Annotated in this window: 12 protein-coding genes; 10 read left to right on the plus strand and 2 right to left on the minus strand. The window is 32.7% G+C overall.

Annotation, left to right across the window (positions count from 1 at the left end; all coding sequences use genetic code 11):
- The first annotated feature begins 75 nt into the window (after positions 1–75).
- The 3 genes from FJOH_RS08785 to FJOH_RS08795 all read left to right on the plus strand — a co-directional run bounded on the left by FJOH_RS08785 (position 76) and on the right by FJOH_RS08795 (position 3,996).
- The gene (locus tag FJOH_RS08785) at positions 76–789 is read left to right on the plus strand and encodes a pyridoxine 5'-phosphate synthase (RefSeq protein WP_012023771.1); all 714 of its coding nucleotides are present in this window, start codon (positions 76–78) and stop codon (positions 787–789) included.
- Between the two features lie 78 nt (positions 790–867).
- A complete protein-coding gene (locus FJOH_RS08790; protein ID WP_012023772.1) occupies positions 868–3,138 on the plus strand; it encodes a TonB-dependent receptor in 2,271 nt (756 codons plus the stop codon).
- A 3-nt stretch (positions 3,139–3,141) separates the two neighbouring features.
- Positions 3,142–3,996 carry a DUF4249 domain-containing protein gene (locus FJOH_RS08795; RefSeq protein ID WP_012023773.1) on the plus strand — a complete coding sequence of 285 codons (855 nt, stop codon included), beginning with the start codon at positions 3,142–3,144 and terminating at the stop codon, positions 3,994–3,996.
- A gap of 49 nt (positions 3,997–4,045) precedes the next feature.
- Here the strand turns inward: FJOH_RS08795 and FJOH_RS08800 are convergent, their stop codons facing one another.
- Positions 4,046–5,365, minus strand: coding sequence for a hypothetical protein (locus FJOH_RS08800; RefSeq protein ID WP_012023774.1), 1,320 nt, complete (start codon positions 5,363–5,365; stop codon positions 4,046–4,048).
- Between the two features lie 207 nt (positions 5,366–5,572).
- Here FJOH_RS08800 and FJOH_RS08805 point away from each other — a divergent pair, with 207 nt between their 5' ends.
- The 6 genes from FJOH_RS08805 to FJOH_RS08830 all read left to right on the plus strand — a co-directional run bounded on the left by FJOH_RS08805 (position 5,573) and on the right by FJOH_RS08830 (position 11,370).
- Positions 5,573–6,337 (plus strand): alpha/beta fold hydrolase, encoded by a 765-nt coding sequence (locus FJOH_RS08805; protein ID WP_012023775.1) that lies wholly within the window; start codon positions 5,573–5,575, stop codon positions 6,335–6,337.
- 92 nt (positions 6,338–6,429) lie between these two features.
- Complete coding sequence (locus tag FJOH_RS08810; RefSeq protein WP_012023776.1) at positions 6,430–6,774, plus strand: phage holin family protein; 345 nt, start codon at positions 6,430–6,432, stop codon at positions 6,772–6,774.
- Between the two features lie 115 nt (positions 6,775–6,889).
- On the plus strand, positions 6,890–8,212 hold the full coding sequence (locus tag FJOH_RS08815) for a trigger factor (RefSeq protein ID WP_012023777.1): 1,323 nt from the start codon (positions 6,890–6,892) through the stop codon (positions 8,210–8,212).
- A gap of 281 nt (positions 8,213–8,493) precedes the next feature.
- Positions 8,494–9,168, plus strand: a complete 675-nt coding sequence (clpP, locus tag FJOH_RS08820; protein WP_012023778.1) for an ATP-dependent Clp endopeptidase proteolytic subunit ClpP — start codon at positions 8,494–8,496, stop codon at positions 9,166–9,168.
- A 183-nt stretch (positions 9,169–9,351) separates the two neighbouring features.
- Entirely contained in the window at positions 9,352–10,584 is a 1,233-nt protein-coding gene (clpX, locus tag FJOH_RS08825) for an ATP-dependent Clp protease ATP-binding subunit ClpX (RefSeq protein WP_012023779.1), read from the plus strand.
- A 132-nt stretch (positions 10,585–10,716) separates the two neighbouring features.
- The gene (locus FJOH_RS08830) at positions 10,717–11,370 is read left to right on the plus strand and encodes a murein L,D-transpeptidase catalytic domain-containing protein (protein ID WP_012023780.1); all 654 of its coding nucleotides are present in this window, start codon (positions 10,717–10,719) and stop codon (positions 11,368–11,370) included.
- A gap of 53 nt (positions 11,371–11,423) precedes the next feature.
- Here FJOH_RS08830 and FJOH_RS08835 read toward each other — a convergent pair whose 3' ends face one another.
- Entirely contained in the window at positions 11,424–12,386 is a 963-nt protein-coding gene (locus FJOH_RS08835; protein WP_012023781.1) for a GlxA family transcriptional regulator, read from the minus strand.
- Between the two features lie 143 nt (positions 12,387–12,529).
- Here FJOH_RS08835 and FJOH_RS08840 point away from each other — a divergent pair, with 143 nt between their 5' ends.
- A complete protein-coding gene (locus FJOH_RS08840; protein WP_012023782.1) occupies positions 12,530–12,940 on the plus strand; it encodes a VOC family protein in 411 nt (136 codons plus the stop codon).
- Positions 12,941–12,944 lie beyond the last annotated feature (4 nt).

Genomic DNA, 12,944 nt, shown 5'->3' on the forward strand with positions numbered 1-12,944 from the left:
CCAAAAACTGCTGCGTTTTACTTTGTATTTTTGTCGTAACAAATATAGTGTTACTTGAATTAATTATCTATTTATATGACAAAGTTAAGTGTTAATATCAATAAAATTGCAACGCTGAGAAATGCTCGAGGCGGAAATGTTCCAGATTTATTAAAGGTTGCTGCCGATATTCAGCGTTTTGGAGGGCAGGGAATTACGATTCACCCGCGTCCGGATGAGCGTCATATTCGTTATCAGGATGCACGCGATTTAAAAGCAATTGTTACTACAGAATATAATATTGAAGGAAATCCGCAGCATAATTTTATTGATTTGGTTTTAGAATGTAAACCGGATCAGGTTACTCTTGTTCCGGATGCAATTGGTGCTATTACATCTTCTGCCGGCTGGGATACTATTAAAAACCAAGAGTATTTAAAAGAAGTAATTCAGGAATTTCAAAGAAACGGAATCAGAACATCGATTTTTGTTGATCCTGTTTTAGAAATGATCGAAGGTGCAAAAAAAACAGGTACAGACCGAATTGAATTGTATACCGAAGCTTTTGCACATCAATATGATTTGGGAAATAAAAACGGAATCGACCCGTATGTAAAAGCAGCTGAATTGGCAAACGAATTAGGTTTAGGAATTAATGCCGGCCACGATTTAAGTTTAGATAATATTCAGTTCTTTAAGCAGAACATTCCGGGATTATTAGAAGTTTCTATTGGACACGCATTGATTTCTGAGGCACTTTACCTAGGTTTGGATAATGTGGTTAATATGTATTTGAAGAAATTGAAATAAGATTAAAACTAAACAATTATAACCTGATGTATTTGGGTTATAATTGTTTACTTTCGCACTTTTCTTATTAAAATTTACGTGTCAAAATCTGTTATACTCTTTTTTTTATTCTGTTTTTCAAACATTTTTGCGCAGTCAAATATAAAGATCACAGGAAATGTAAAATCTTCTGACAACCAGACTCTTGCAGGTGTCCATGTTTTATTTGAAATAAATCAAAAACAAAAACATGCAGTTACCGACACTTTAGGTAACTTTTTTGAAAGTATTCCTGCAGGGGATATGGCTTTAACGATTAATCAGTTAGGTTTTACTTCAAAAACAATTTACTGCAGTGTTCAAAAGGACACCATGTTTTCTATTATTTTAGAAAAAGATATTGCTCAGTTAAAAGAAGTAATTATTTCAAATGATAAGAAAAACGGAATTAAAACCTTGTCAGGCGGAAAACTTTCTTTTAATCTAAAAGACCTAAACTCCGTTCCAACGCTTTTAGGAACAACAGATGTTATAAAACTTTTACAGCTAACGCCCGGAGTGCAAAATTCAGGCGATGCAAATGGTTATTTATACGTTAGGGGCGGCGATCCCGGACACAACGCGATTTTGTATAATGAAACGCCAATTTATGGAATGTCGCATTTACTGGGAATATTTCCTTTCTACAATACAGATCATATTAAAGATATAGAATTTGATAAATCAAGCTCAAATGCAAAATACGGCGGACGTTTGAGTTCTACAACGCTTTTAAATACCAATAAAAAAATACCTTCTGAATTCTCAATTCAGGGAAATGCCGGAATTTTGGCTTCGCAATTAACATTAGCAGTTCCGATTAACGATAAAAACGGTTTCTATATTTCTGGCAGAAAAACGTATATTGATGAAGTTGTGGGGCCGTTATTAAAATCAGATTCAGAAAACGATGTTCAGGATATGAAATATGGTTTTTCGGATGCAAACTTTACTTTTTTATCTCAAATTTCTACAAAGAATTTATTTTCATTTGATGCCTTTTATAGTGGAGATAAATTGAAAGTTAAAGATGGAGATCTGGCACTTCAAACCAATTTAAAATGGAATAACTTTACAGTATCGCCATCTTTAACGACGATATTTTCTCCTAAAGTAAGCATGTCTAATTCTGTTTATTTTAGTCATTATTCTAATGATTTAGATATGGAACAGGCAGCGATTCATTTTGGGGTTTCTTCTTATGTAAAGGATTTTGGGTTTGCAAATGCAGTTCGATTTTCGATTCATAATATTCCATTTGAATCAGGATTGCAATATGTTTATCACAATTTACAGCCTCAAAAAGTAAATGTAGAAAACCTGACAACGATTGATAATAATTCACAAAGTGTGATTAATGCCAATGAAGCAGCAATTTTTGCAAACGCAAAACCCAAATTGTTTGAGAATGTAACCGCAGATTTAGGTCTTCGAATTAATTATTACACTTCTGGAGCAAATTCGTATCTGCATTTTCAGCCGAGAGCGGTATTGAATTATTATGCAAATGAAAAATATTCGTTTTATGCTTCTTACAACAGACAGTATCAATATTTGAGTTTAATTACAACTTCAAGCGTAGGTATCCCGACTGATTTTTGGATTGCAAGTTCGGATGGTATTAAGCCGCAGTCTTCAAATGAATTTTCAATTGGATCAAACCAAAATATTACCAGAAATTTTTCTTCTTCTTTTGGAGGATTTTACCGTTCGATGAAAAATCTGCTCGAATACCCTTATGGAATAACGCAGTTTAATGAAACTACAACTTTAAAAAATGATTTGTATGTGGGCGAAGGGAAAGCGTATGGATTTGAAATGATGCTCAAAAAAAGCAACGGAAAATTTACGGGCTGGCTTAGTTATACCTTAAGCTGGTCTGAACGAAATTTTGATGAATTAAATAACGGAAAAACATATTTTGCAAAGTATGACAGAAGGCATAGTCTTTCTGTAGTGGGAATGTACGATTTAAACGCAAAGTGGAATTTTGGAGTTACCCAGATATTTGGTTCCGGAAATCGATTTACAATGCCGACTTCCTGGTATTTTATAAACAATAATCCGGTGAAAGAATATTCAGGATATAATAATGCTCAAATGCCAAATTATATTAGAACAGACATCTCTGCCAATTATTATTTTATAAAAACAGCAAAAAAAGAAAGCGCATTAAATTTCTCTATTTACAATACTTTCAATATATCAAATCCTATTTATGTGGTTTTAAATGTTAGAACTACTGATAATAAAAATGAAATATTAGTTACACAGGATAAAAAGGTTTTATATCGAATTTTGCCTTCAATAAGCTGGCGATTTAAATTTTAAATTATGAAAAAGTATATCATTTTATTTTTTTCTTTTTTGCTCTTGAGTTGTTCTAATGATGATGTAAGCGTTCAAAAAAGCAAAGAATCTAAAATAGTGGTTGAAGGATGGATTGAAGAAGGTGATTTTGCTAATGTTTTACTGTCGAGCAGTATTCCGGTTAGAGATGTTGTAGATACCACAAATGTTTTGCAGCACGTTATCAGGTCTGCAAAAATCACAATTTCTGACGGTCAGAATTCAGAAGTTTTAAGAGTAAAAAATGATAAAAACAGAATTCCGCCATTTGTTTATTTTGGAAATACATTAAAAGGCGAAGCTGGAAAAGAGTATTCTATTAAAATTGAATATTTGAACCGCGTAGTAGAAGCAGTTACTACAATTCCAAAATCGGTGCCTCTTATTAGTGCTGAATATGTAAAAGAAAAACCTGCGGATACTACAGGTTATATTTTTGTAAAATTTGATGATCCTCTTAATGAAAAAAACTACTATCAGATAGCAACAAAAATTGAAGGGGAAGAGCCCATTTTTGTCCCTTCATTTTATGGTAATCTGGATGATAAGAATTTTGAAAGTCCTTCGGTTGCATTAAAAATTAACAGGGGAGTAATATTATTTCCAGAAACACAACTCAAACCTTATTTTAATGATGGAAGTGTTATTCATGTAAAACTACGAACGCAGACAAAAGAAGCGTTAGATTTCTGGAACAGCTGGCAAAACGAAATCGTAAACAGCAAAAATCCTATTTATCCATCAAACACAAGTTTGAAATCGAATATAAAAGGAGGAATTGGCATTTGGGCAGGATATGGGCAAAGCACCATAATTGTAAAAACACCTGCTAAAAAATAAGCCGATCTGAATAACTCAAATCGGCTTTGTTTTTTATTTTAAAGATATATTACTTTTGAAAACTTGCAGCAAAATCATTAAACTTAGTATAGAAAGTGTCAAATCCTTTTGAGAAATAAACACCCATTTCTACTTCAGTTTTATCGTTGAATCTTAAATAATTCACAGCATTGTAATAGTCGATTTCAGAATAATAGCTATTATCTTCTTTTTCTGCATGCTGTACAATATCGGCGATTTTAGTCCCATCTTTTTTAGAAACTAAGATTAATTTTATATTCTTATTGAAATGAGCAACTTTGCCTTCTGCTAACTTTTTGTTGTAAGTACTCATGTCAGAAACATGTGTGTTAGAACTATAAGCAGGATGAGGCAGACTTTTTTCTAATGCTATACGGTCAGCAGCATCTTGTGCAAGATTCATGTCAGCTATGATAACAAAATTATCCAATAATGTAACTAAACCATTTGCTTTACCTCTGTACTGGCCAAGTTCATCATTGCCAATTAATTTATCAACTTCAGTACTGCTTCCGCCAGTAAATGAAATTAGGTTTTTACCATTGTAAGTAAGAGTTGATTTTGCAGTGTTTTGTACTGCTTTTGTACTGCTCATTTCCCAAGTATAACCATCATTTAGAGTTACTTTATAAGCAAGATCAGTTGGAACTTGTTTACCGTCAGCATATTTTGCTGTTAGTGTAAAAATAGCAGCTTGTGTATTATCGATAGTTAAAACTGCATCTCCAGATGTTGGTAAATAGAACCAGTCATTTAGATCTGGTTTAACTTGTGTATAGTTACCCGCAGCAGAATTCCATGCCCATTCTCCATAAGTATCGATAGTTAAATACTTAATATCAGAAGAAGTACTTTTTACAGTAAAAATTGCGTTGTTGGTAGTTTGTGCTTTTTTAGCAGGAAAAACAAATTTTAATTCAGTAGATGAAGCTGTTTTTACCCAGATTTTTTGAGTACTGTTCCAAGTGTATACACCATAAGCACCTGATACCGTTAAGGCTTCTTCGATACCATTGTTGCTTTTTCCATTAAAAATATCAACAGGGCTTTCGTTAAGCAGATTAGTTAGATTTTCAATAGTTTCAAGAGCACTTAATTTCTTTGTTTTGTCTAATTGAACAAGCATTTCATTTGCTTCTGCTTCTAATTTTGTTTTTTGCTGATCAGGAGTTAGTTCAGAATAAGGTTTTTTTAGAAGCTCAGCAATCTGCTCTTCTAAGGTTTTTTCTGGTTCTGGTTTTTCTGGAACAACTACTTCTGGTTCAGTTTCTGGTGTAGTTTCGTCACTAGAACATGAAACCATAAGCTGCGATAAAACTAATGATGCTAAAAGGAATTTTTTAATCATGATTTGTGTTTAATTAAATGAAATTATTGGCTTTGTTTTTTGGGGCGCAAGATAGCTTTTAAAATCTTCTAAACTTTACGGAAACACGTAAAAAAGTAAACTTTTTTCTGTTAATCTTTTTCATAAAAAATATTTTGAGAATATATTCTACAAGTGTTTAATAGATAAGTTTTTTACATTTGTAGAAGAATTTTAAAGACAAAATAAATGTTATACTCAAAAATAGAAGGCGAAGGAAAACCTTTTATCATCATGCACGGATTTCTCGGCATGTCTGATAACTGGAAAACTTTGGCAGGACAATATGTAGAAGCCGGATTTCAGGTTCATATTTTAGATTTAAGAAACCACGGACGCAGTTTTCATTCAGATGAATGGAGTTATGAAGCCATGGTTCAGGATGTTTTTGAGTATTGTCAGGCAAACCAATTAACCAGAATTGATATTCTGGGACATTCGATGGGCGGAAAAGTGGCTATGCTTTTTGCAGCGCTGCATCCTGAAATTGTAGACAAATTGATCGTGGCAGATATTGGTCCGAGATTCTATAAACAGCATCATCAGGATATTTTGGCAGGTTTAAATGCGGTCGATTTTTCGGTAAAACCTAGTAGAAATGATGTCGAAGAAATTGTATCTCAATACGTTTCTGATTTTGGGACGCGCCAGTTTTTATTGAAAAATTTATATTGGAAAGAACCCGGGCAATTAGCATTTAGGTTCAATTTAGAAGCATTTAATAATAATCTCGATGCTATTGGAAAACCTTTGGCAGAAAACCTGAAATTTGATAAATCAACCTTATTTATAAGAGGAGGAAATTCAGGCTATATTCAGGATTCAGATTTGGATGCTATTAAAACGCAGTTCCCCAATTTTAAATTAGAAACTATTCCAAATGCAGGGCATTGGCTTCATGCCGAAAATCCAAAAATGTTTTTTGAATTGACAACAGCATTTTTGAAAGAGTAATAATTTTTAATTTGAGACTAAAAAAAATAAGATTTCGGTCATTGAACAATATAAAATCATTATTTTTAAATAAATTTTAAACCTGAATAACTATGAAATTATTACTTAGACTCCTTGTTACTGCTGCCTTGGTTTTATTATTGTCTAACCTTTTGTCAGGAGTTCATGTTGCTAGTTTTGGTACGGCTGTAATTGTTGCAGTAGTTTTAGGATTGCTGAATGTTTTTATTAAACCAATTTTAGTTCTTTTAACTCTGCCGGTTACACTTGTTACACTGGGCTTATTTTTATTAGTTATCAATGCAGTAATTATTTTGTTGTGTACTAATATTGTGGGCGGTTTTGCAGTCGATTCGTTTTGGACGGCATTAATTTTCAGTGTTATTTTGTCTGTTCTGCAGTCTATAACTTATAAAATACTGGGAGACGATAATTAAAAAACAAATGGAGCCATTAAAACTGCTTCAAATACAATAGATTAAAAACTTGGTTGGGTTGCAAAAATTTTATAATTTTGCAACCCAATTTTATTACGTAAATTAAAGAACGAAGATGGATATTAAAAGAGTAGCAATAGACGCTGTTAACGAGACAATTGTTATGAACGTTGTTCATATGGATTATAAAGGTCAAGTAGCAAAAAGAATTAACGAAAAAATGCCTTTAGCGCAAGTAAAAGGATTTAGAAAAGGGGCTGTGCCTAAAGATCTTGTTGAAAAACAATACGGAAAAGCTATTAAGCAGGAAGAGATCAAAAAAGTAGTTGATTTGGCTTTAGAGCGTTATATTCAATCTGAAAGATTAAATCTTTTAGGGACTCCTCTTGCTAAAGTAAACGAAAACTTTAACTGGGATGCTGAAGAATTAATTTTTGAATACGAAATTGGTTTAGTGCCAAACTTCGAAATTGATCTTGAAGCTAAAAATAATATCGTAAAATATATCGTTACTGCTGACGATAAATTAATCGACGGACAAGTTGAGCGTATCCAAAAACAATTTGGAAAAGCAATTCCACAAGATAAAGCTGAAGCTGATTCAGATTTAACTGGAACTTTCTCTAGTGAAGCAAACGGAATCAATAATACAACTACAATTTCAGTTGGTGCTTTTAGTAAAAAAGCTCAAAAACAATTCGTAGGTAAAAAAGTTGGAGATGTTGTTACAGTAAGCACAAAAGGTTTATTTGATGACGATCACCAATTAATGGATTACTTAAAAGTTGGTCACGAAGGTGTTCACGGTTTAGATGTTGAAGTAAACTTTACTATCGAAGCTATCAACGGTTCTGAGCCGGCTGAATTAAACCAGGAATTATTTGATAAACTTTTTGGTGAAGGAAATGTTGCTTCTTTAGAAGATTTAAAAGCTAAAATTAAAGAAGATGCTGAAGCACAATTCGCTCAGCAGGCTGACCAAAAATTATTATTAGATGTTCAGGATTTCTTAATCGAAAACACAAAATTTGATTTACCAGCTGAATTCTTGAAAAAATGGTTACAAACTGTTGGAGAGAAAAAACTTTCTGCAGAAGAAGCTGAAATTGAATACGCAAGATCTGAAAAAGGGCTGCGTTTCCAATTAATCGAAGGAAAAGCATTAGCTCAAAGTAATATCCAAATTACATTTGATGATTTAAAAGAATTTACATCAAACGCAATTAGACAACAAATGGCTCAATTTGGACAAGTTAACCCATCAGATGAAGAAGTTCAGGGAATCGTGGCTAGAGTTTTATCTAACCAGGACGAAGTGAAAAGACTTTCTGAGCAGGTTGTAGCAGCTAAGATGTTAGATATCTTCAAAGAAAAAGCTAACCCAACAACTAAAGAGGTTACTTACGAAGAATTTATTGCTGCTTCTTACGGAGAATAAATTTAAGTCTGAAAGTCAAAAGTTATAAAGTCAAAATTTAAGATTTTATTACAGAAACTGAAAGATAAAAAAAGGTTATATTTGAGCGTCAAAAGATATTTTGACGCTCTTTTTTTTGTTTTAAAAGCTTGTTGTTTTTGAATTATTATTTCTTAAATTTCAAATACGAAACTTCTATGATAAAAAGAAGACAAATTGGCATCCTTTATAAAAAGGTATGAACTTTGTTTAATTCGTTTAAGTCACTTTGACTTTAGACTTTTCAACTTTAAACTAAAAATATGAACTACGGTAAAGAATTTAAAAATTTTGCTACAAAGCACCACGGAGTAAATGCCATGTATTATGACAAAATCATCAGCGCTATGACGCCGACGAATTTAACTCCAAATATTATTGAAGAACGTCAATTAAATGTTTCTATTCTAGACGTTTTCTCAAGATTAATGATGGATAGAATTATCTTTTTAGGAACAGGTATCGATGACCAGATTGCAAATGTTGTACAAGCGCAGTTATTATTCTTAGAAAGTGCCGATGCATCAAAAGATATCCAAATCTATTTAAATTCTCCAGGAGGAAGCGTTTATGCAGGTCTTGGGATTTATGATACAATGCAGTACATCAAGCCAGACGTTGCAACAATTTGTACAGGAATGGCAGCTTCTATGGGAGCAGTTTTATTATGTGCAGGAGCAGCAGGAAAACGTTCGGCTCTGCCACATTCACGAGTTATGATTCACCAGCCGTCTGGAGGTGCACAAGGTGTAGCAACAGATATGGAAATTAATTTACGTGAAATGTTGAAATTGAAAGATGAATTATATCACATTATTTCACAACATTCAGGTCAGTCTTTCGAAAGAGTTCATAAAGATAGTGAGCGTGATTACTGGATGATTGCTGATGAAGCAAAAGAATACGGAATGATCGACGAAGTATTAAGAAGAGGATAATTTTTATTAAGGTTTAAAATCTTTCAGGTTACAGGTTTCAAGTTGTCTAAAAAGCTTGTAACCTGTAACTTGAAAATTGAAACAAAAAATAAATATTAAGCTGTAAAGGTGTTAAGTTTTAAAGTTTTAAAATCAAAAAGCTTAGAAACTTAGTATCTTTGCAGCTTAGTAACTAAATATAGAATGGCAAAAGTAGTATTAGAATGTTCGTTTTGTGGAAGAAAAAAGCCAGAAACTAATTTATTAATTGCCGGTATAAATGCACACATTTGTGATAAGTGTATTGAGCAGGCACACGGAATTGTTTTAGAAGAATTAAAATCAAGCGGAAGTGCAAAACTTGTAGGTGATTTAATTCTAAAAAAGCCAAAAGAAATCAGAGCTTTTCTAGACCAATACGTTATTGGTCAGGATCAGACAAAAAAAGTAATGTCAGTAGCTGTTTACAATCACTACAAACGTTTAATGCAGCAGCAATTAGACGACGAAGTAGAGATTGAAAAAAGTAACATTATTATGGTAGGACAAACCGGAACAGGAAAAACATTGGTTGCAAAAACTATTGCAAAAATGTTAGATGTTCCTTTGGCTATTGTAGATGCAACTGTACTTACAGAAGCAGGTTACGTAGGAGAAGATGTTGAAAGTATTTTAACCCGACTTTTACAAGCTGCAGATTATGATGTAACCAAGGCAGAAAGAGGAATCGTATTTATTGACGAAATAGATAAAATCGCCCGCAAAAGCGACAATCCGTCTATAACACGTGACGTTTCTGGAGAAGGTGTTCAGCAAGCTTTGTTAAAATTATTAGAAGGAACAGTTGTTAACGTACCGCCAAAAGGAGGACGTAAACACCCAGACCAGAAATTTGTTGAAGTAAATACTCAAAATATCCTGTTTATTGCAGGAGGAGCATTTGATGGAGTAGAACGTATTATTTCAAAACGTTTAAACCGTCAGGCAGTTGGATATTCGACTTCAAAAAATGCAGACAATATCGATAAAGACAATTTATTGCAGTATATCATTCCAAAAGACATTAAAGATTTTGGATTAATTCCCGAGATAATTGGCCGTTTACCAGTTTTAACGCACATGGATCCTTTAGATAAGGAAACCTTACGTGCGATTTTAACACAGCCGAAAAATGCATTAGTAAAACAATATCAGAAGTTATTCTTAATGGATGAAGTTGAATTTACTATTACAGATGAAGCTTTAGATTTTATTGTAGATAAAGCTTTAGAATATAAATTAGGAGCCCGTGGATTACGTTCGCTTTGTGAAGCTATTTTAACAGATGCGATGTATGAATTACCAAGTTCTGATGATAAAATTTTATCAATCGATAAAGATTATGCAGAACATACTTTAAGTAAAAACTTATTGAAGCGTATGGAAATTGCTTCGTAAAATCTCTAAATAACTTTGTCGAAATTTTAAACTTTGACAAAATTTCACTTTTAAACCTGTTCAATTTTTGAACAGGTTTTTTTATACTTTTAAAGTAAGATTTCCGTTTTGGATTTTGGGTAAATTGTAAACATGAAAAATATGATTTTTGTAATTGGTATGGCCTTGATTCTCTCTTGCTGCCAAAAAGATAATAAAGAGATTTTAGTTTCTAAAAATGAAAACAAAACAGAAATAATTGCAGAACAGACACCCAGAATTGAAATTGATTACGGTAAATATTATGCAGAAGCAAAAGGATACGCTCTGCAAAATAATTTAAATACAGATAAATTTATTCTCATTGATTTAGGATTGCATTCTGGTTATAAAAGATTCTTTGTTTACGATTTTAAAGAGAATACAATTTCAAAATCTTATATGGTAAGTCATGGATGCGGCGATAATCCCTGGGGGGGAACGTATTCTAAAGACAAGCCGAAAATAAGTAACGAATTTGATTCGCATTGTTCGTCACTGGGTAAATACGTTATTTTAGATCGCGGTGTAAGCCAGTGGGGAATAAAAGTCAATTATGTTTTGCAAGGAAAAGAAAAAAGTAATTCTAATGCCCGAAAACGAGCTATTGTACTGCATTCATGGGAAGCCGTTCCAAAAGATGAGGTTTACCCATACGGAACCCCTGAAGGCTGGGGCTGTCCTGCTGTATCAAACGAAAGCATGAAAGAAATTGATGAACTTTTGAAAACAAATAAAAATGTTCTGATGTGGATCATTAAATCATAAGTTTTCAAAAGATCTTTTTCTTCTAATGAAAATAAAATAACTGTTTTAAAAAATTATTGAACCCTGAATTTCTCTCTATACTCAATAGGTTTCATACCAACCATTTTATAAAAAACTTTCCTAAATGCTTTAGGATCATTATAACCGGTTTTTTCAATGATTTCTGAAATCGAAAGCTGTGTTTGTTCCAGATATTTTTTTGAGCTTTCGACTCTTATATTCTGCAGATATTCAATTGGCGGAATTCCCGTTACTTGTTTAAAACGACGTGTCATGTTTCGGGCGCTGGTTGGAATATCTTTCGTAATTTCTTCCAGTTTTTCGATACTGTGGTACTGGCTTTCAATTTTTTGCTGTAACATGGCAACTAAGGTGTCATTGTGTAAATGATTCGGTCTGAAAGTGCTGAAATAACTTTGTTTGTAACGATTTAAGTCAATAGAGAAAATTTTTGCAATTTGTACTGCAATTTCATTCCCGCAATATTTTTGAACCAAAAGAATCAGTAAATGGAAAGTTGAGGTTGAGCCGCCACTGGTATACAGACTTCCGTCTGCTGTTAAAGTTTCTTCCGGTTTTAGTTTCACCATCGGGAAAGCTTTTGTAAAAGCACTGCAGGCGTCAACATGTGTTGTTGCCAGTTTTTCATTTAATAATCCTGAAGCAGCAAATAAAAATGCACCCGTACAAAAACTTGCCAGTTCGGCCCCAGACTCATGCTGTTTTTGCAGCCAAGGAATAAATTTTTTATTCTTGGCAATCATTTCACTCATATTATCGGTCGTGAAAGCTGGAATCAGAATTAAATCTAAATTTTTTGATGTCTCGATAGAATTGATTTCATACCCAAATAAACGTTCCTGATTTATTTGCTCAGCCGATTGAAAAATCATAATCTCGAAAGGCTTTTCGGTTTCTTTTGTTAGTTTGTTTGCCGTTTCAAAAACTTCTAAAATGGCAGCTATACTTAATAATTTATAATCGTGAGGAACGATTAAACCTACTTTCTTGCTCATGGTTTTGTGGTTTTTAGGAAAATTAATTGGTAGACAAATGTAAGTATTTTGTCTTAAATGCCCCTAAAGTTGACTTTTATTGTATCCTAAAGGCCATTTTAAAATTCTAAATTTGTTTTAAATAAATTGTAACTTTATATATTATGGAAACGAAAATGTATTTAAATCTAGCTGTAAAAGAGCTAAATAAGTCAATAAAATTTTTTAATGAATTAGGATTTCCTACGAACCCAAAATTTACAAATAAAAAAGGAGCTTGTATAATTATTGGAGAGAATATTAATCTAATGATTTTGGCAGAAGAGTTTTACCAGACTTTTACAAATAAGAAAATCTGTGATTCTCATACAACCAGCGAAGCCCTTATTTCTATTTCTTTAGATTCAAGAGAACAAGTAAATGAAATGATAAACAAAGCGGTTAAAGCCGGCGGAACTGATTATAAAAGAGAGCAAGATTATGGATGGATGTACCAAAGAACTTTTTTGGATTTAGACGGACATCATTGGGAAGTTTTTTATATGGATGAAACTCAGATTCCTGAACAGATGTAATTAA

It is taken from the genome of Flavobacterium johnsoniae UW101 (genome assembly GCF_000016645.1).
In the GTDB taxonomy this organism is placed as follows: Bacteria; Bacteroidota; Bacteroidia; order Flavobacteriales; family Flavobacteriaceae; genus Flavobacterium; species Flavobacterium johnsoniae.

Excerpts from the sequence above, each read along its gene's own strand:
- FJOH_RS08785 (WP_012023771.1), top strand. The coding sequence starts at position 76 with ATGACAAAGTTAAGTGTTAATATCAATAAAATTGCAACGCTGAGAAAT.
- FJOH_RS08795 (WP_012023773.1), top strand. The coding sequence starts at position 3,142 with ATGAAAAAGTATATCATTTTATTTTTTTCTTTTTTGCTCTTGAGTTGT.
- FJOH_RS08800 (WP_012023774.1), bottom strand. The coding sequence starts at position 5,365 with ATGATTAAAAAATTCCTTTTAGCATCATTAGTTTTATCGCAGCTTATG.
- FJOH_RS08805 (WP_012023775.1), top strand. The coding sequence starts at position 5,573 with ATGTTATACTCAAAAATAGAAGGCGAAGGAAAACCTTTTATCATCATG.
- FJOH_RS08810 (WP_012023776.1), top strand. The coding sequence starts at position 6,430 with ATGAAATTATTACTTAGACTCCTTGTTACTGCTGCCTTGGTTTTATTA.
- FJOH_RS08815 (WP_012023777.1), top strand. The coding sequence starts at position 6,890 with ATGGATATTAAAAGAGTAGCAATAGACGCTGTTAACGAGACAATTGTT.
- clpP (WP_012023778.1), top strand. The coding sequence starts at position 8,494 with ATGAACTACGGTAAAGAATTTAAAAATTTTGCTACAAAGCACCACGGA.
- clpX (WP_012023779.1), top strand. The coding sequence starts at position 9,352 with ATGGCAAAAGTAGTATTAGAATGTTCGTTTTGTGGAAGAAAAAAGCCA.
- FJOH_RS08830 (WP_012023780.1), top strand. The coding sequence starts at position 10,717 with ATGAAAAATATGATTTTTGTAATTGGTATGGCCTTGATTCTCTCTTGC.
- FJOH_RS08835 (WP_012023781.1), bottom strand. The coding sequence starts at position 12,386 with ATGAGCAAGAAAGTAGGTTTAATCGTTCCTCACGATTATAAATTATTA.
- FJOH_RS08840 (WP_012023782.1), top strand. The coding sequence starts at position 12,530 with ATGGAAACGAAAATGTATTTAAATCTAGCTGTAAAAGAGCTAAATAAG.